This is a genomic window from Pseudomonas sp. P4_C4 (assembly GCF_056402055.1).
Genome location: NZ_JBFUID010000010.1, coordinates 57800 through 76618 on the forward strand (window position 1 = coordinate 57800; position 18819 = coordinate 76618).

Annotated in this window: 19 protein-coding genes; 5 read left to right on the forward strand and 14 right to left on the reverse strand. The window is 59.6% G+C overall.

Features of this window, described 5'->3' with window-relative positions; genetic code table 11:
- From ngg to AC1DXW_RS07935, 3 genes are all read left to right on the forward strand, one after another.
- On the forward strand, nucleotides 1–1749 hold the full coding sequence (gene ngg / locus AC1DXW_RS07925) for an N-acetylglutaminylglutamine synthetase (RefSeq protein WP_477754908.1): 1749 nt from the start codon (nucleotides 1–3) through the stop codon (nucleotides 1747–1749).
- Between the two features lie 157 nt (nucleotides 1750–1906).
- Entirely contained in the window at nucleotides 1907–3097 is a 1191-nt protein-coding gene (locus tag AC1DXW_RS07930) for an osmoprotectant NAGGN system M42 family peptidase (RefSeq protein WP_477754907.1), read from the forward strand.
- Between the two features lie 214 nt (nucleotides 3098–3311).
- Nucleotides 3312–3539 (forward strand): YheU family protein, encoded by a 228-nt coding sequence (locus AC1DXW_RS07935; protein WP_056727184.1) that lies wholly within the window; start codon nucleotides 3312–3314, stop codon nucleotides 3537–3539.
- Between the two features lie 5 nt (nucleotides 3540–3544).
- On the opposite strand, the gene csrA is transcribed toward AC1DXW_RS07935, so the two are convergent.
- From csrA to AC1DXW_RS07950, 3 genes are all read right to left on the reverse strand, one after another.
- The gene (gene csrA / locus AC1DXW_RS07940) at nucleotides 3545–3730 is read right to left on the reverse strand and encodes a carbon storage regulator CsrA (protein ID WP_477754906.1); all 186 of its coding nucleotides are present in this window, start codon (nucleotides 3728–3730) and stop codon (nucleotides 3545–3547) included.
- A gap of 153 nt (nucleotides 3731–3883) precedes the next feature.
- Complete coding sequence (locus tag AC1DXW_RS07945) at nucleotides 3884–4216, reverse strand: YnfA family protein (protein ID WP_223508037.1); 333 nt, start codon at nucleotides 4214–4216, stop codon at nucleotides 3884–3886.
- 64 nt (nucleotides 4217–4280) lie between these two features.
- On the reverse strand, nucleotides 4281–5096 hold the full coding sequence (locus AC1DXW_RS07950) for an SDR family oxidoreductase (protein ID WP_218427556.1): 816 nt from the start codon (nucleotides 5094–5096) through the stop codon (nucleotides 4281–4283).
- 277 nt (nucleotides 5097–5373) lie between these two features.
- On the opposite strand from AC1DXW_RS07950, the gene AC1DXW_RS07955 reads away from it, so the two are divergent.
- Entirely contained in the window at nucleotides 5374–5532 is a 159-nt protein-coding gene (locus tag AC1DXW_RS07955; protein WP_477754914.1) for a DUF3309 family protein, read from the forward strand.
- A gap of 62 nt (nucleotides 5533–5594) precedes the next feature.
- On the opposite strand, the gene AC1DXW_RS07960 is transcribed toward AC1DXW_RS07955, so the two are convergent.
- The 10 genes from AC1DXW_RS07960 to AC1DXW_RS08005 form a co-directional block, all read right to left on the reverse strand.
- The gene (locus AC1DXW_RS07960) at nucleotides 5595–7688 is read right to left on the reverse strand and encodes an LTA synthase family protein (protein WP_477754905.1); all 2094 of its coding nucleotides are present in this window, start codon (nucleotides 7686–7688) and stop codon (nucleotides 5595–5597) included.
- 337 nt (nucleotides 7689–8025) lie between these two features.
- Nucleotides 8026–8631 (reverse strand): START domain-containing protein, encoded by a 606-nt coding sequence (locus AC1DXW_RS07965; RefSeq protein WP_477759901.1) that lies wholly within the window; start codon nucleotides 8629–8631, stop codon nucleotides 8026–8028.
- A 96-nt stretch (nucleotides 8632–8727) separates the two neighbouring features.
- Complete coding sequence (locus AC1DXW_RS07970) at nucleotides 8728–8982, reverse strand: YkgJ family cysteine cluster protein (protein WP_108215386.1); 255 nt, start codon at nucleotides 8980–8982, stop codon at nucleotides 8728–8730.
- 166 nt (nucleotides 8983–9148) lie between these two features.
- Nucleotides 9149–9631 (reverse strand): translation initiation factor 2, encoded by a 483-nt coding sequence (locus AC1DXW_RS07975; RefSeq protein WP_477753719.1) that lies wholly within the window; start codon nucleotides 9629–9631, stop codon nucleotides 9149–9151.
- An 80-nt stretch (nucleotides 9632–9711) separates the two neighbouring features.
- A complete protein-coding gene (locus AC1DXW_RS07980; protein WP_008050371.1) occupies nucleotides 9712–11151 on the reverse strand; it encodes an aminotransferase-like domain-containing protein in 1440 nt (479 codons plus the stop codon).
- 349 nt (nucleotides 11152–11500) lie between these two features.
- Nucleotides 11501–12313, reverse strand: a complete 813-nt coding sequence (locus tag AC1DXW_RS07985; RefSeq protein WP_477759902.1) for an OmpA family protein — start codon at nucleotides 12311–12313, stop codon at nucleotides 11501–11503.
- The gene (locus AC1DXW_RS07990) at nucleotides 12310–12666 is read right to left on the reverse strand and encodes a DUF4398 domain-containing protein (RefSeq protein WP_108215383.1); all 357 of its coding nucleotides are present in this window, start codon (nucleotides 12664–12666) and stop codon (nucleotides 12310–12312) included. Before AC1DXW_RS07990 ends, AC1DXW_RS07985 begins: the two co-directional genes overlap by 4 nt.
- Before the next feature lie 9 nt (nucleotides 12667–12675).
- Nucleotides 12676–13521: a substrate-binding periplasmic protein gene (locus AC1DXW_RS07995; RefSeq protein WP_477753722.1), complete on the reverse strand. Its 846-nt coding sequence runs from the start codon at nucleotides 13519–13521 to the stop codon at nucleotides 12676–12678.
- Between the two features lie 199 nt (nucleotides 13522–13720).
- The gene (locus AC1DXW_RS08000; protein WP_223534377.1) at nucleotides 13721–14650 is read right to left on the reverse strand and encodes an electron transfer flavoprotein subunit alpha/FixB family protein; all 930 of its coding nucleotides are present in this window, start codon (nucleotides 14648–14650) and stop codon (nucleotides 13721–13723) included.
- Nucleotides 14651–15400, reverse strand: coding sequence for an electron transfer flavoprotein subunit beta/FixA family protein (locus tag AC1DXW_RS08005; RefSeq protein ID WP_150753971.1), 750 nt, complete (start codon nucleotides 15398–15400; stop codon nucleotides 14651–14653).
- Nucleotides 15401–15948: 548 nt separating this feature from the next.
- Between AC1DXW_RS08005 and AC1DXW_RS08010 the strand changes: the two genes are divergently transcribed.
- Entirely contained in the window at nucleotides 15949–17613 is a 1665-nt protein-coding gene (locus tag AC1DXW_RS08010; RefSeq protein ID WP_477753724.1) for an electron transfer flavoprotein-ubiquinone oxidoreductase, read from the forward strand.
- A gap of 156 nt (nucleotides 17614–17769) precedes the next feature.
- Here the strand turns inward: AC1DXW_RS08010 and AC1DXW_RS08015 are convergent, their stop codons facing one another.
- Nucleotides 17770–18660, reverse strand: a complete 891-nt coding sequence (locus AC1DXW_RS08015) for an AraC family transcriptional regulator (RefSeq protein ID WP_477753725.1) — start codon at nucleotides 18658–18660, stop codon at nucleotides 17770–17772.
- Nucleotides 18661–18819: the final 159 nt, after the last annotated feature.

Below are 18819 nucleotides of genomic sequence, written 5' to 3' on the forward strand. Positions count from 1 at the left end.
ATGAAACCTCACGCCACGGCTTTCAGCCAACGCCTGTTGCGCGGCCAGTCGCCTTCCTACGAACGCTTGCAGGCACGCCTGGCCGAAGATGGCAGTGAACTCGGTGGGGCGCCGATTGCTGTGCATTGCGGCTGGGGCCGTTTGTTGATCGGCCACACCTTTGCCGATGCGGCGAGCCTCGCTGGGGAGTTGCTCAACGAGCAGCCCGGTGAACGGGACATTGCGCTGTACGTCGCCGCGCCCCAGCAAGTGCTGGGGCTGGAGCCGACGCAGCTGTTTCTCGACCCGTCCGATACCTTGCGCCTGTGGTTCAGTGATTACCGTCAAGCGACCCGGGTGTTTCGCGGTTTCCGCATTCGCCGCGCGCAAAGCGATGCCGACTGGCAGGCGATCAATCAGCTGTATCAGGCCCGCGGCATGCTGCCTATCGACGCCACCCGGCTCACTGCGCGCCACCTGGGTGGCCCGGTGTACTGGCTGGCCGAAGACGAGGACAGCGGCGCGGTGATCGGCAGCGTCATGGGCCTCAATCATGAAAAAGCCTTCAACGATCCGGAACACGGCAGCAGCCTGTGGTGCCTGGCGGTCGACCCGCACTGTGCGCGACCGGGTGTCGGTGAAGTGCTGGTGCGGCATCTGATCGAGCACTTCATGAGTCGCGGGCTCGCCTACCTCGACCTGTCCGTGCTGCACGATAACCGCCAGGCGAAGAGCCTTTACGCCAAGCTCGGTTTTCGCAACTTGTCGACCTTCGCCATCAAGCGCAAGAACGGCATCAATCAGCCGCTGTTTCTCGGGCCAGGCCCCGAAGCCGCTTTCAACCCGTACGCGCGGATCATTGTCGAAGAGGCTCACCGCCGTGGCATTGATGTGCAGGTCGATGACGCCGACGCCGGCATGTTCACCCTCAGCCATGGCGGGCGTCGGGTACGCTGCCGCGAATCCCTGAGCGACCTGACCAGCGCCATCAGCATGAGCCTGTGCCAGGACAAAAGTCTGACCCACAAAATGCTCAAGGCAGCCGGGTTGAACCTGCCGGCGCAGCAATTGGCGGGTAACGCCGATGACAATCTGGCATTCCTCGATGAACACCAGCGCGTGGTGGTCAAGCCACTGGATGGTGAACAGGGGCAAGGGGTGGCGGTGGATTTACGTACCCTTGAGGAGGTGCAGCAAGCCATAGAAGCCGCTCGCCACTTCGACAGCCGCGTGCTGCTGGAAGGTTTCCACGAAGGCCTCGACCTGCGCATTGTGGTGATCGGTTTTGAAGTGGTCGCCGCCGCCATTCGCCGGCCGGCCGAAGTAGTCGGCGACGGCCAGCACTCCATCGGCGCATTGATCGAAGCCCAGAGCCGTCGGCGACAGGCGGCCACGGGTGGCGAAAGCAAGATCCCGCAGGACGCGGAAACCCGGCGCACCTTGCAGGCCGCCGGATACGACTACAGCAGCATTCTGCCGGCCGGCGAGCATCTGTTCGTACGACGCACGGCGAATCTTCATACCGGCGGCGTGCTTGAAGACGTCACGGCGATCCTGCACCCGACGCTGCTGGACGCCGCCGTGCGGGCCGCGCGGGCGCTGGACATTCCCATGGTCGGCCTCGACTTGATGGTGTCCGCCGCTGACCAGCCGGACTACGTGTTTATCGAAGCCAACGAACGGGCCGGGCTGGCCAACCACGAACCGCAGCCCACGGCGGAGCGGTTTGTGGATTTGCTGTTTCCGCACAGCCAGCCGGCAGTCTCTTAGTGATGTGTTGCCTGGGCGGACCCCTTCGCTGGCAAGCTCGCTCCTACAGGGGAATGCGTTCCAATGTAGGAGCTGGCTTGCCAGCGAAGGGGCCAGCCCAGGCAACAAAAATCCCCTCATCGAAACCATCGATGGCCTCAATACATCAGGAGTTTCCATGACCTGCAAAATCCCCGAACCGGACCTCGGTTACCTGCAAAAAGTCCTGCTGGAAATGCTCGCCATTCCCAGCCCCACCGGGTTCACCGACACCATCGTGCGCTACGTCGCCGAGCGCCTTGAAGAACTCGGTATTCCCTTCGAGCTGACTCGTCGTGGCACCATCCGCGCCACGCTCAAGGGCAAGAAAAGCAGCCCCGACCGCGCCGTTTCCGCTCACCTGGACACCATCGGCGCGGCGGTGCGTGCGGTGAAGGACAACGGCCGCCTGACCCTCGCGCCGGTCGGCTGCTGGTCCAGCCGCTTTGCCGAAGGCAGTCGGGTCAGCCTGTTTACCGACAATGGCGTGATCCGCGGCAGCGTCTTGCCGCTGATGGCGTCCGGGCACGCGTTCAATACCGCCGTGGATGAGATGCCGATCAGTTGGGATCACATCGAATTGCGCCTGGACGCCTACTGCGCCACCCGTGCCGACTGCGAGTCGCTGGGCATCAGCGTCGGCGATTTCGTCGCCTTCGACCCGTTGCCGGAGTTCACCGAAAGCGGCCACATCAGCGCCCGCCACCTCGACGACAAGGCCGGGGTGGCCGCGCTGCTGGCGGCGCTCAAAGCCATCGTCGACAGTGGCGAAGAGTTGATGATCGACTGCCATCCACTGTTCACCATCACCGAGGAAACCGGCAGCGGCGCCGCGGCGGCGTTGCCCTGGGACGTCAGTGAGTTCGTCGGCATCGACATCGCACCGGTCGCGCCAGGCCAACACTCCAGCGAGCACGCGGTGTGCATCGCGATGCAGGATTCCGGCGGGCCGTATGACTATCACCTGTCGCGCCACCTCCTGCGCCTGGCCAGCGACAACGAGTTGCCGGCGCGCCGCGACCTGTTCCGCTACTACTTCAGCGACGCACATTCAGCGGTCACCGCCGGCCACGACATTCGCACCGCCCTGCTCGCCTTCGGCTGCGACGCCACCCACGGTTACGAACGCACCCACATCGACAGCCTCGCCGCCCTGAGCCGCCTGCTCGGTGCGTACATCCTCAGCCCGCCCGTGTTTGCCAGCGATGCGCAACCGGCCAAGGGTTCACTGGACCGCTTCAGCCATCAGCTCGAACATGACACACAGATGGAAAGCGATACGCGGGTGCCTTCGGTGGACAGCCTGGTGGGGCAGCGGTCGGAGAACTGATTCAGGATCTTCATCGCCAGGTATACCGCTATCGTCGGAACGCCGCCCGGAGCAGGCTCGCTCCCACACTCGACCGCATTCCCATGAAAGAACTCGGTCTACTGTGGGAGCGAGCTTGCTCGCGAAGGCGTCAGACCAGACAACACAAGATCCCGTGCTGGCCGTCCTCGCCCAATCGCCGTAGCATCGCGCCATTGATCCAACCGAGGTGCCTATGCTGATCCCCCACGACCAACTTCAAGTCGACACCCTCACCCGCCTGATCGAGGATTTCGTGACCCGCGACGGCACGGACAATGGTGACGACACGCCGCTGGAAACCCGCGTACTGCGCGTGCGCCAGGCCTTGACCAAGGGGCAGGCACTGATTGTCTTCGACCCGGAAAGCGAGCAATGCCAACTGATGCTCAAGCACGACGTGCCCAAGCACCTTTTTGACTGAAGCCTTCAGTGCCCCTTGGTCTTCGTCAGTTTGTTCTGGATGCGTTCGTAGATTTCGCAGCGGTGCACTTTGACGTCCTGGGGCGCTTCGACGCCAAAGCGAATGTTGTTTCCGTTGATCGCGAGTACGCGCACGGAAATGTTGTCACCGATGGAAATGGTTTCGCCCACAATGCGAGTGAGTACGAGCATGAGGAGTGTCCTTCAGGGGTTACTGGCCCTTGAAGATGCCCGGCCCGCGGTACGCCTACAATGCTCCGACAGCAAACCAGACCGGACTGACAGCCATGACGCACCACGCTTACGGAAAGGTCTGACAACCCGGCTGATTGTAGGGCCGATCTGTCAGGACGCGGAGAATCGCGGCCCGAACAGGATGATGCTCGCGCCGATCACACACAACGCTACGCCAAGCCAGTCCGAACCCAGCGGACGAATCCGCTCGACCACGGCCAACCAGCCGATTGAGGCAACGATGTAGATGCCACCGTAAGCGGCGTAGGCGCGGCCGGCATAGGTGGCTTCGATACGGGTCAGCAGCAGGGCGAACAGGGTCAGGCTGAGGAGCGCCGGCACCACCCACCACATGCTTTTACCCTGGCGCAGCCACATCCAGAAGGCGAAGCAACCGGCAATTTCGAACAGCGCAGCGAGGAAAAACCACAGGTAATTGAGCATGCAAGCGTCTCGCGAGGATGGCCGATGGCGGCCACCCTAACCACAGCGTTGCCTGCGAGCAAGATCAGCTTGCCGATTGCCTGGCCTTGGCGCGCATTTTGTCGGCCATGACGGTCATTTCGTTGTAGAGCAGTTGCGGGTTCTTCTGCTTGAGCGCCCAGGCCATGCGGCCCTGTTCGTGGGGCAGGATCATGAACTCGCCGGCGGCGACCTGCCGGTAGATGTAGTCGGCGATGTCAGCGGCGCTGATCGGCGAGCTTTCCAGCAACTTGCCGACCTGGGCTTTCATGGCCGGGGTCGGACCGCGGAAGGAGTCCAGCAGGTTGGTCTGGAAGAACGATGGACACACCACATGCACGCCGACTTCCTGATGCGCCAGTTCGATCAGCAGGCTTTCGGACAACGCCACCACGCCCGCCTTGGCCACGTTGTAGTTGCTCATCGCCGGGCCTTGCATCAACGCGGCCATGGACGCGATGTTGATGATCTTGCCTTTGCTTTTTTCCAGCAGCGGCAGGAAAGCCTTGCAGCCCTTGACTACGCCCATCAGGTTGATCGCGATCTGCCAGTCCCAGTCCTCCAGGGACAACTCACTGAAGAACCCGCCAGACGCCACACCCGCGTTATTGACGATGACATCGATGCCGCCGAATTTGACTTCGCAGGCCTGGGCGAACGCCGTCAACTGGCTGTAATCGCGTACGTCACAACGCTGGATAAAACCATCGCCGCCCGCTTCGCGGACCAGCTTGAGGGTTTCCTGCAAACCGGGCTCGCTGACGTCCGACAAGGCCAGTTGCCAGCCTTCACGCGCCCAGCGCAGCGCGATTTCGCGACCCAGACCAGAGCCTGCACCAGTGATCATCATGCGATTTTGCATAGCAAACAGCCTTGTTGTTCTCGGAAGATGCACCGAGTGTAGCGAAGGAAATTGCCCGACCCACGCTCCATCAGATTGCTGAATGGCCCGAGCAAACCGCGGGAGCGCCTGAAGTAACTGATGCAACAAAAAAAGATAAAGACCCGTTCGAAATACTTGAAAAAAACCTGGAATTTTCCTGCAAGCGCAAGAGTCGGAATATTTAAGCAGCGCGAATTTACTTCATTCCCGCTGACCTTGATTGGCATGGTCAATTCACTGCATTTTCGACAAGGAAATAGACATGGGCACAATACTAATCATCATTCTGATCCTGTTACTGGTCGGTGGTTTGCCGGTCTTCCCACACTCCAGAAGTTGGGGTTATGGCCCATCCGGAATCATCGGCGTCGTGTTGGTGGTACTGTTGATCCTGCTCTTGCTCGGCCGAATATAAAAATCCGCCAGGCAAAAAAAAGAGGCTCTTGAAGAGCCTCTTTTCCATTGCGTCACAACTTACTACGGCGTGCCGTGAACTACACCGGCGGTGTTGTCCAGCAGACTCTTGGTCGCGGTTTGCAGGAACGCTTCGAGCTTGAGCTTCAACTCAGCGGTACCCGGTGCATCCGCAATGATCTCGGCATGCGGCGTAGCGCCCATTTCGTACTGGTACAACTTTGGCGCCATGTCCTTTTCCTTCGGCAGTACAAGGATCCGGTCGTCGCTGAGGATGGCCGTGGTCTGCTCGTTACCCGAAGGTTTGATCACACCAAAACCCTTGTCGCCTTCAGGCAGGTTGAGCAGGTCGCGGCCCCAGCACTGCTGGCGAGTTTCGCCGCCCAGGCGGCCCATGATGGTCGGCACGATGTCGATCTGGGTGCCCACGGTGTGGTCACGCTGACCGAACTTCTCCTGGATGCCCGGCGCGATCATCAACATCGGCACGTTGAAGCGGCCCAGGTCCATTTCAGTGATCTGCTGTTCGTTGCCGAAACCGTGGTCACCGACGATGACAAACAGGGTTTCCTTGAAGTACGGCTCCTTGCGGGCCTTTTCAAAGAATTGGCCCAGTGCCCAGTCCGCGTAACGCATGGCGGTCAAGTGCTCGTTCAGGCTGCCACGATTGGTCACGGGCTCGACCGGCAATGGCGTCGGCAAGGCGTATGGCGTGTGGTTGGACAGGGTTTGCAGCAAGGCATAGAACGGTTTGCCGTTTTCCCGCGCCTTGAGCTCTTGCAGGCTGCGATCGAACATATCCTGGTCGGACACGCCCCATGTCGGGTCGGAGAACACCGGATTAACAAAATCGTTGCGGCCGATGAAGTTGGTCATGCCCTGGTTGCTGAAGAAGCCCGACTGGTTGTCCCAGGCGAAATCACCGTTGTAGACATACACGTCGTCATAGTGACGGGCACTGAGCAACTGCGGCAGGCCAGACAGCTTGTGGCTGCCTTCCGGGGTCTGCATCAGGTATTCGAAACCCGGCAGGTTCGGGAAACAGCCCATGGTGGCGAACATGCCCTGGTGGGTATGGGTACCGTTGGAGAAGAAGCGGTCGAACAGCAGGCCTTCCTTCGACAGCTTGTCGAGGTACGGCGTGATGTTGCCCGGCCCGCCCAAAGCACCCACCGAGTGACCGGCCATGCTTTCCATCAGGATCACGACGACGTTCTTGATCGGCAGGGTCTTGTCGGCCGGCGGCGTGTAGTCACGACGTACGGCGGCCATGTCGGCTTCGACCAGTTTCTCGTCGGGCAACACCAGCATGTCACGCACGATTTGCTGGGCTTGCTCTTGAGGCAGGGTGGCCTTCCAGATGTTGTCGCGTTCTTCGGACATCCGGCTCTTCGCTGCGGCAACCAATTGCAGGGTGCCGTTGAGACCCAATTGGTTGGCGAAGTTCGAGTTGGTGGTATAGACGTCACCCCAACGTAGTGGCGGGCCTTGGCGCAGTGTGCCGCGCGCGGCGACCACACAAACCAGCAGGCACACCACGAATACCGCGATGCGCGCATACCACGGGGCAACCTGGCGCGTGCCGATGCTGCCACCACTGAATGGGCCACGGGGACGGGTTGCACGGTCGGCGCCCTTGAATGCCAGGCTCAGGATCCAGGTGCCCACGGCCCATGCCAGCAGGTAACGAACCACCGGGAAACCGTACCAGAGCATGCTCATCACGGTTTTCGGATCTTCCTTGACGTACTGGAAGACCAGGCCGTTGAGGCGCTGGTGGAACTCACGGTAGAAGTCCATCTCCATCAGGCCCAGGAACAGCGCAATGCTGGAGACGATCGTCAACCAGAGACGGAACAGCCCGCGTGCGGCCATGGCCCGGGCGCTGAACAGTGCCAGCAGCAAGGGAACGCTGAGATAGACCACCAGACGCAGGTCGAAACGCAGACCGTTGGCGAATGCCTCGAGAAAGGTCGAGGCCGGTGTGTCGAGGATCATCGAGCGGTTGTAAACCAGCAGCGCGACGCGCAGCAGGCTGAACATGACCATCATGACCAGGGCACACAACAGCGTGTAGGCCAGATGCGATTTGACGGTCGGTTGCAGCAGGCGACTACTAGAGGCTCGCTGCTGATTCAGGGCGTCCGGGATTGCCATGTCGTTTTAGGACCCATTGGAAGTTAAAGTTTCAAAAATACAGCTGCGCCTTGCCCTCTTTTTGGCCCGTACAAGGCCTGGGGGTTTGCGCGGTGCGCAAATGTTGCACGATCAACGGCTGCATTGCCATTGATTACTACCCTCATCCCGACTGTTTCATCCTGCATTCAGCAGTACGCAGCGCGTTACGGGAGAGCCGGCGAATTGTCTTGGAGAGTGGGTGAAAATTTCGTGCAACGCATATCCGGAAACAATTTAAAGCCTGCGCACCGGTCAAAAACGCAAACGCCCCGATCGAGTCGGGGCGTTACGAAGTCACCTTAAAAGAGCGATAAAGTTACTTCTCGGCGCGTTCCTTGAGGGCTTTCAAGGTATTGAACGGGGCATCCACCACAAACTTGTTGGCCACCATCGACGGCACGCTGCCGCCCGGCTCGGTGTGCACCTGATAGGTCACTTCGACCTGGTCGCCCTTGGGCACGAACTTCCAGAAACCGTCGACCTTGGCGACCCGGACGAAGCCTTTTTCTTCAGGAATGTATTTTGGTACGCCTTCGAGCTTGCGGGTCAGGCTGCCATCGGCGCCTTCGATGGTGGTGACGTGCAGCACCGAATCACGCGGAGTAACCGGCCACGGGGTGTTGAACTGAGTGTAGGTCCAGCTCTGGTCACCTTCGTGCTTGAGCAGCTTCTGGGTTTTGCATTCGTGAATCCAGGCGCAGGCTCCGGACACGTCTTCCTGCAACGCGCGCAGCTTGGCTATGGTGGTTTTCATCAGCGTGACGCCCTGGTAGGCCTTGTAGTCGGAGCCGGCCACTTCACTCAGGGAGATCTTGATGCCGTCTTCGTCTTTTTTGACTTTCCAGTCTTCGGCCTGGGCCGTCGAAGTGGCCAGCACAACCGTCAAACCACACAGCACAGCAATACGATGCAGCGAACCCATAGTCTTATTCCTTATTGTTTAAGTTACGTTCGTTGGGCTTGCACCTCCRATCACCATCAGGTTTTTCGGAGGTGATCGGAGGTGCAAGCCCACACATCACGCCGCCGTCATTTGCTCCCACCAGCCAATCAACCGGATCGCTTCTTCGCTGCTGCTTCCGCACACCTCGGGGTCGGCCTCGAAGGCAGAACACACCGCCGGCCGTTCCGGCTGGCCGAAAATATTGCACAGGTTATCGGAGGAAAGTTGCAGGCAACGCTCCCCTGCGGCTTTGCCGTTGGGCATACCGGGAATCGGTGAACTGATGGAAGGGGCAATGCAACAAGCGCCACAGCCCTCACGGCATTTCATGACGACAAGCTCCTCGCGACGAGCAATGTGTAAAAGGACGGGGCACAGAGTACCCGCTTAAACAGTTGTTTTAAATTACCTGCGAGCGGGTTTTTCAATGCAAACGAACATGACCGACCAGTCGCCGACAAAGCGTCTGGTCTGCGGTTCGCGGATCCTGGTGAGGTTACTGCTTGAACTCGAAATCCAGTGCCGCACCTTCGACCTCGCGGCGTTCTTCCTTTCGCAGTTGCAGCTGCATTTCATTGGTGAGCAGGCGGCCGTTGAGCTGGAACGGGCTGCTGCCGCTTTTGTCACCGAACATCTGGGGTAACAATGGTTCGCGCCTGGACAACGGCACCGTTCCGATCGGCTTCAGCTCCTGAACCATATCCTTGGGCAGGCTCAGGTCCAACTTGGCGGATGGAAGCTCGGTCTTGACAACTTCGCTGGCCGGTTTCGATTTGGAGGCAATGGGCTGGCGCTTTTTCACGGGCGTCGCCGGTTTCTCGGCCGGCGAGGCTTTTTTCACAGGTTCGGGTTTTATCGGTGCGACGTGGAAACTGCCGGTGGCCTCCTGATCCTGCTCGGTAGCCGCTACGACGAATGCCGGCTGAATACTCGCAATCAGGCAGAGCAAAAGCCAGGCGGCAGGAAAAGTCGGTTTCATGTATCCCACGGTGGGTGCAAACGGCAGAGGTGCATATGCTCCCCTGTTGCAGCCCACAAGACAAGCACCGTAGCAGCCTGTTACAAACCGCCCGCCATCTCCTGGCAGAGCTGGGTGGCCAGCATGCCCAGGGTCATCAACGCGCGCTCGGCTTCACGATTCCACGGGATGCCGCAATTGAGGCGAATGCAGTGATTGAACTGCTCGGTGTTACTGAAGATCAGCCCCGGCGCAATACTGATGCCCTGCTGCAATGCCCGCACGTGCAACTCCTGAGTGTTGACCCGTCCCGGCAGACTGACCCACAGAATGAAACCTCCGGTAGGCCGGGTCATCTGCGTGCCTTCCGGGAAATACTGCTGCACGGCCAGCTGGAAGGCGCTGAGGTTTTTCCGGTATTCCTGACGGATGAAGCGCAAATGCCGGTCGTACCCACCATTTTCCAGGTAAGCGGCAATGCCCATCTGGGTCACGCTGCACGCAGAATGCGTGCTGAAGGTCTGCAAGCGCTGGATTTCCTGCTGATACTTGCCGGCAATCATCCAGCCGATCCGCACGCCAGGCGACAGGGTTTTAGAGAAGCTCGAGCAATAGATCACCCGATCCAGCCGATCGTAGGCCTTGAGGGACTTGGTGCGCCCCTGTTCGAACATCAGCTCACCGTAGATATCGTCTTCGACAATCTGGATATCGAAGTCCGACGCCAGGCGCAGCAATTGTTTCTGCCGCTCCTCCGGCATGGTGCCGCCCAATGGATTGCTCAGACGGGTGGTCAACACCAACGCCTTGATCGACCATTGGTTGGCCGCCAGTTGCAGGGCTTCCAGGCTCATGCCCGTGGCCGGATCGCTGGGGATCTCGATGACCTTGAGGCCCAACAGGTCGGCCAGTTGCAGCAACCCGTAATAAGTCGGCGATTCGGCCGCGATCAGATCGCCCGGACGGGTCAGCACACGCAAGGACATCTGCAGCGCATCGACGCAACCGTGGGTGATCACCACTTCCGACGGATCGACCACCACGCCGGCATCGCGCATGCGGATCGCCACCTGTCGGCGCAACGGTTCGAAACCGGGGCTGAACATGTAGCTGAAGGCCCGCGGACTATGGAAACGGGTGACTTTGGCCAATTGCTGATGCAGTGCCCGCACCGGCAAATAATCGACACTCGGCACTGCAGCGCCCAGCGGGAAGACACCTTCACGACGGGATTCGACCAGGACTTGTTGAATGATGCTACTGCGGGTGACCAGGCCGGGGCGCTCGACCCGGGCGATGTCCGGCGTCGGTGCGGTGAGGGCCGGCGTCTGGTGCACGTAGTAACCCGACTGCGGCCGGGCGCGGATCAACCCCTGATCCTCGAGATTGGCATACGCCTGCAACACCGTCGCATGGCTGACATTGAGCTGCGAGCTCATCTTGCGCACCGAAGGTACGCGCTCCCCCGGCTGATAGACCCCACGGCGGATGTCTTCGGCCAGTTGTTGAGCAATACGTTGATAGAGCAAAAGATTGGTCATGACGCAGCACTCGATTTCACGGGCATTTTATTCTTGTGTGAAACAATACCGGAACAGTTTAGAAGTGTACGGGGACAGTTGCCACAATAGTCGACCATACAGTGCAGTGTCAGCAAAATCTGTACTGTTTTGCGCGGTAATCGGCAGGTATAAAAAAACCCGGCGCTGCATGGCAGGCCGGGCTGTAGGACTGTAGGACTGTAGGACTGTAGGACTGTAGGAGCTGTCGAGTGAAACGAGGCTGCGATCTTTTCGAGTTCACTTGAGTATCAAGAGCAAGATCAACAGATCGCAGCCTCGTTTCACTCCGCAGCTCCTCCAGGGTGCATAGCGCCACCCTGGAGCAGCCTTAGCGGGCAGCGCCGAGCTGGCCCTTTTCGTCGGAAAACACAATTTCCACCCGACGGTTCTGCGCACGGCCCCGTTCCGACGCATTCGCGTCCACGGGATACTCGTCGCCATAACCCTCGACCTGAATACGCTTGTCGTCGATGCCCAGGTCCATCAACACATCAGCCACCGATTGTGCGCGGTCGCGGGACAGCTTGAGGTTTTCCTGCTTGCCCCCGGTACTGTCCGTATAACCTTCGATCCGTACCACACGCTTGGGATTGAGTTGCAGGAACTGCACGATCTTCAACACCACACGGTTGGCCGAAGGTTTCAATTCCGCTTCGCCGGTGTCGAACAGCATGTCGCCCAATGTCATCACCAGGCCACGGTCGGTCTGGGTGGTCGTCAATGCCAGGATCTGCTCTTCGAGCCATTTGCCTTGCTGCTGCACGCTGAACAGTTTGGATTCACGCAGTGCCAGTTGCAGGCGCTGCCGCTCCAGTTCAAGCTTCGCCGCTTGCTCTTCGTTGAGCGCCTGATCGGTGTGTTCCCGGGCAATGGCGCTATAGCGCTGGCTCAGGTAGGCGTAATGCACCACGTCCGAACCGCTACCCCAATAGCTGGACAGGCGATCGGCACGGGCCAGGGACTCCCCGGCGCGAATCACGTCCTTGGGGGCGATTCGCAGCACATTGGAGTCTTCCTTGACCTTCTGAAAATCGGCTCCAGCCTGCTGCAATGCGGTCTCGCTGTGCTGGCTGGCGCAACCAGACAGGCTCGCGCAGCCTGCCAGGATCAAACCGCCGAGGGCTTTGCTCTTGAGGCTCATTCGGCATCTCCCAGTTGCTTTTGCAGGCGGGCGATGCGGGTGTTCAGCACGTTCAACTGCTCCTCGCTCTTGGCCTTCAACACCTTGGCTTCAGCCAGGCGCGCATCGAGTTCGGCCTGTTCGGCCCGCATCCGCGCATTCTTGAAGGATTGATCGGTCATGTTGCCCTTGGCACGATTGTACTTGTCCTCGGCCAGTTTCATTTCCGGCACATCGTCGGCGGTGGCGCCCACGGCCTTGGCCTGTTCGAGTGCCTGTTCGGTCAGGCGCATCTGTTCATTCGGCGCAGGATCGGTTGCACAACCCGCCAGGACCACAAAGGCCACGGCAGCGAAAAGAGGTCGAATACTCACTAGATATCCCTACTGTTTTGGGGCACTGACGGGTTGTTGCGAGGGTTGCTGCGGTTGTGAGCGTTGTGCCTTCCAACGCTCGATATTGCGCATCAGCACGGCTTCCGTCAGTCCGGACGCGGGCAATTCTGTCATCTTTTTGGCCAACTGTCCGCGCAACCACGGATCGTTGCAGGCCGAGTCATGGGAAATCGCCAGGTACAGGCCAGGCTTGTCGACCGGTTGCGAGCGAGTGACCAAATCACCGGCCATGCCCAGTGTCTGTGCGGTCGCCATGCCCGAGTAACGTCCTGCCAGCACAAACTCGACCTCGCCCAACAGCAGTTTCTGAAAGGCCTGGGTCAGGTTGGACGTGTGCGTGAGGGTTAACTGCTGTCCGGCAAAGGTGCTGAATTGCGGAGTCAATCGAGCCTTTTCCGACACGGCACCGGAATGGCCGTGCAGATCTTGTGCTTCGTTATAGATCAGCGTCGAGTCCTTGCGCGTCCAGACCAGATAGTCGTTTTCCAGCACGGGTGGATGGATGTAATCCAGGGAATCCAGCTCACTGACGGTCAACGTCGCGTCCGCCAGCATGTCCATGCGCCCGCTGCGCACTTCGTCCAGGGCCTGGGCGCGTTTGCCGGCATACAGCAGTTCGACCTTGAGCCCCAACTCCCCCGCCACTTGCTGCAGCAAATCGGCGCTGGCACCGATCAGGTGCCTGGGATTCTGCGGGTCTTGCCACAGGTACGGCGGTGCGTCCGGGCTGCCGGTGACCACCAGGCGTTCGCATTTGCCTGCGGCATTGGACAGTGCTGGAAATGTCGTCAAACCCAGTAGTAATGACCAGCCACATACACGACGCAAATCCATGGCAACACACTCCCGTTGAGATCGTATATATCCCTGTAGGAGCGAGCCTGCTCGCGATGGTTTCAAATGCACCGCTTGTATCCAGGATCCCCGCGTCATCGTTGACGTCCATCGCGAGCAGGCTCGCTCCTACAGGGGGACAAAGCAAAAAAAAAAACCCGGCCAAAAGGCCGGGCTCTTTATAAGTGAAGCAGCCGGATTAGACCAGCTTCTCGAACTCAGGGATGGCTTCGAACAGGTCCGCCACCAGGCCGTAATCGGCCACCTGGAAGATCGGCGCTTCTTCGTCCTTGTTGATCGCAACGATCACTTTGGAGTCTTTCATGCCGGCCAGGTGCTGGATCGCGCCGGAGATACCGACGGCGATGTACAGCTGTGGTGCAACGATCTTGCCGGTCTGACCGACCTGCATGTCGTTCGGTACAAAACCTGCGTCGACCGCGGCGCGCGAGGCACCCACGGCAGCGCCCAGCTTGTCGGCCAGGGCGTACAGGTGTTTGAAGTTGTCGCCGTTCTGCATGCCGCGACCGCCGGAAACGACGATCTTGGCAGCGGTCAGTTCCGGACGATCGGACTTGGCCAGCTCTTCGCCAACGAAGCTGGAGATGCCAGCGTCGTGGGCAGCGGCAACGGCTTCAACAGCAGCAGAACCGCCTTCAGCGGCAACCGGGTCGAAACCGGTGGCACGCACGGTGATCACTTTCACTGCAGCGTTCGATTGAACGGTAGCGATGGCGTTACCGGCGTAGATCGGGCGCTTGAAGGTGTCAGCGCTTTCTACCGAGATGATCTCGGAGATCTGGTCAACGTCCAGTGCAGCGGCAACGCGTGGCAGGATGTTTTTGCCGTTGGAAGTAGCGGCAGCCAGGATGTGGCTGTAGCCCTTGCCCAACTCTGCAACCAGCGGAGCGACGTTTTCCGGCAGCTGGTGAGCGTAGGCAGCGTTATCAGCTACCAGCACTTTAGCCACGCCAGCGACTTTCGCAGCGGCTTCAGCCACGGCGCCAGCACCCTGGCCAGCGACCAGAACGTGGATGTCACCACCGATTTTGGCGGCAGCAGCAACGGTGTTCAGCGTGGCCGGAGCCAGCACTTTGTTGTCGTGTTCAGCAATAACCAAGATAGTCATTTAGATTACCTTCGCTTCGTTTTTCAGTTTCTCGACCAGTTCAGCCACCGACTTGACCTTGATACCCGCGCTGCGTGCAGCAGGCGCTTCGACTTTCAGGGTCTTGTTGGTGGAGGCGGTGGAAACGCCCAAAGCGTCCGGAGTCAGCACTTCGAGAGGCTTCTTCTTGGCTTTCATGATGTTTGGCAGAGACGCATAACGCGGCTCGTTCAAACGCAGGTCGGTGGTGACGATGGCCGGCAACTTCAGGGAAACCGTCTGCGCGCCGCCGTCGACTTCACGGGTGACAGCAACGCTGTCGCCGCTGATTTCGACTTTGGACGCGAACGTGCCCTGACCGTAGCCGCTCAATGCAGCGAGCATCTGGCCAGTCTGGTTGTTGTCGCTGTCGATGGCTTGTTTGCCAAGGATCACCAGCTGAGGCTGTTCCTTGTCGACAACGGCCTTCAGCAGCTTGGCAACGGCCAGGGAAGTCAGGTCTTCGGCGGACTCGACGAGGATGGCACGGTCGGCACCCAGAGCCAGCGCGGTGCGCAGTTGCTCTTGAGCGGTGGACGGGCCTACGGAGACGACGACGATTTCAGTCGCAACACCTTTCTCTTTCAGGCGTACGGCTTCTTCCACGGCGATCTCGCAGAACGGGTTCATCGACATCTTGACGTTGGCAAGATCGACGCCGGAATTGTCCGCCTTGACGCGAACCTTGACGTTGTAATCCACAACGCGTTTGACAGCTACAAGAACCTTCATGGATTCCTCGTTACTCTCCGGTGAAAAGAAAGTCGCCTAGGCGAACCTGGCGGTTGATGCTCATCGGGCGCAAGGGCACCTCCAAAAACGTCGGCAAAGGTGTCAAGTGACCATCACTCATGATGTGGATGACCGTTCGTCAGTGGTGACTGACGAGTCATTCAACATCGCGGCGTGTAAACTACGCATCAAACCCGCGCGGCTCATCACTCTCTACTCCCATCGCCCTGTCTTTAGAGGTGCTCTTGAAACCAACAGTCAGCCTACGGCGAGCGCAAAACCGCCCGTATCTTGACCGGAACGCCTATTCCGGTCAATACGCCAAAATGGCCGCTCATAAGGCGCGTGACTTTGATTTCTCTGGCTTCGAGCCAATTCAAACAAACGTTTGTATTGGACGCTGAGAGTGGTGTAGATATAATGCGCCACCCAAAGAGAAAGGTGGTCAATCGATTGTCCGCTCTCGGCGTTGCGCCGGGATTCATGGATGCGACACCGAACCTCCAAATTAGAAAAAAAACTGTTGAGCCTTGAGTAGGAGATAACCTGTGGAACGCGAATACATGGAATTCGACGTTGTCATCGTCGGTGCCGGCCCCGCTGGTCTTTCCGCCGCCTGCCGCTTGAAGCAGAAGGCCGCCGAAGCCGGTAAGGAAATCAGCGTCTGCGTGGTCGAAAAAGGCTCCGAAGTCGGTGCTCACATTTTGTCCGGTGCCGTGTTCGAACCACGGGCCCTGAACGAACTGTTCCCGGACTGGAAAGAACTCGGCGCGCCGCTGAACACCCCCGTCACCCGCGACGAAATCTTCGTTCTGAAGAACGCTGAAAGCGCGCAGAAAGTTCCTGACTTCTTTGTGCCCAAGACCATGCACAACGAAGGCAACTACATCATCTCCCTGGGCAACCTGTGCCGCTGGCTGGCCCAGCAGGCCGAGAACCTGGGCGTGGAAATCTACCCGGGTTTCGCCGCTCAGGAAGCGCTGATCGACGAGAACGGCGTGGTTCGCGGGATTATCACCGGTGACCTGGGCGTCGACCGCGAAGGTAATCCGAAGGAAGGCCTGTACACCCCCGGCATGGAACTGCGTGGCAAGTACACGCTGTTCGCCGAAGGTTGCCGCGGCCACATCGGCAAGCAGCTGATCAAGCGTTTCAACCTGGACACTGACGCTGATGCCCAGCACTACGGCATCGGCCTGAAAGAAATCTGGGAAGTCGACCCGGCCAAGCACCAGCCTGGCCTGGTAGTCCACACCGCCGGTTGGCCGATGGACATCATGGGCACCGAGAACACCGGTGGCTCGTTCCTCTATCACTTGGAAAACAACCAGGTGGTCGTCGGTCTGATCGTCGACCTGTCCTACAGCAACACCTACCTGTCGCCGTTCGACGAGTTCCAGCGCCTCAAGCATCACCCGGTGCTCAAGCAGTACCTGGAAGGCGGCAAGCGCATCAGCTACGGCGCGCGTGCCATCTGCAAAGGCGGCCTGAACTCGCTGCCGAAAATGGTGTTCAAGGGCGGCGCGCTGATCGGTTGCGACCTCGGTACCCTGAACTTCGCCAAGATCAAAGGCAGCCACACCGCGATGAAATCCGGCATGCTCGCCGCTGAATCCGTGGCTGACGCGCTGTTCGCCGAGAAGGACGGCAGCGAAGAACTGACCACCTACGTCGACAGCTTCAAGAACAGCTGGCTCTACGAAGAACTGTTCGCCAGCCGCAACTTCGGCCCGGCGATCCACAAGTTCGGCGCCATCGTCGGTGGCGGTTTCAACTGGCTGGACCAGAACATCTTCGGCGGCAAACTGCCGTTCACCCTGCACGACACCAAACCGGATTACGCTTGCCTGAAACTGGCGGCCGACTGCAAGAAGATCGACTACCCGAAACCGGACGGCAAGATCAGCTTCGACAAACTCAGCTCGGTGTTCATCTCCGGTACCAACCACGAAGAAGAGCAGCCGTGCCACCTGAAGCTGGCCGACGCGAGCATCCCGATCGGCAAGAACCTGCCGCTGTACGATGAGCCGGCACAGCGTTACTGCCCGGCCGGAGTGTATGAAGTGATCACCAAGGAAGACGGCGAGAAGCGCTTCCAGATCAACGCCCAGAACTGTGTTCACTGCAAGACTTGCGACATCAAGGACCCTGCACAGAACATCACCTGGGTCGCGCCGGAAGGCGCCGGCGGCCCGACTTACCCGAACATGTAAGCCGAACCGCTGAACATCAAGGCTCCCTACATGGGGGCCTTTTTGTTGCGTGCGATTGTAGGAGCGAGCTTGCTCGCGATGGAGTGTCATTCAGCATTAATGTTGACTGACACTCCATCGCGAGCAAGCTCGCTCCTACAGTAGGGGTGCTAAACCTCAGGCTGCGCGCTCATCACCCGGATTACGCTCGAAGTACCGCTTGTACTCGCGACTGAACTGCGACGTGCTCTGATACCCCACCCGATGCGCCACCTGCGCCACGCCCAGCCCCTCGCCCAGCAACAACTGCTGCGCCCTGAGCAGACGCAATCGCTTCAGATACTGCACCGGCGACAACAAGGTGCTGCGTTTGAAATGCTCGTGAAAGGTCGACGCACTCATGTTCGCGCAACTGGCCAGGGTCTCGACGTTCAACGGTTCGGTGTAATGCGCATGCAGATGACTGAGGGATGCCGCGATCCGGGCGAACTGCCCCTGCTGCTCAACCAGCGCCCGCAATACATCGGCTTGCGGACCGCGCAATGCGACGAACAGTAACTCGCGCAAACGCGCTTGCCCCATGATCTGGCATTCCAGCGGATCGTGCAGGCAACGCAGCAGCCGCTCGACACAACCGCGCATGGCATCATCGAGCACTGCCGAGGTCATGGACTCAGGCGTTTGCGCCGGAATATGCCGCCCCGGCGCCAGGCCTATTGCCAATACCAGCTCGCCCAGCATCACCCGGTCGATCGCGACAGAAACGCCCAGCATTGGCCCGCTCGGCGCGGCAAAGGTTTCACACTCGAACGGCACCGGCAGTGCCTGAATCAGGTAGTGCCCTGCGCCATATTCCAGAGTGCGCGGCCCCAGGTACGCCAGTTTACTGCCCTGGGCGATGATCACCAGGCTCGGCTCGTAGATCTGCGGTCCACGGGCCACATCGCAACTGGCCCGCAGAACCTGCACGCCCGGCAATGCAGTCGGGACGAAACCGTTGCGAGTGGACAGCGGCTCGATCAGCGAAACCAGGCTGGCATTGGCATCAAGATGACGGGTCAACTGCATGAAAAAAACTTCGAAAAAAAGGGATGAAAGCATCATCGCAGGTCTGATCGCCAATGGAATCGCTCAAGGAGCGATGCCGGAGGAATAGGCATGACACCCGGAGGAATCGCCATGGCTGCTACCGGGTTCGGCGCCCAGAATGCGCCACCTCACCCGTCA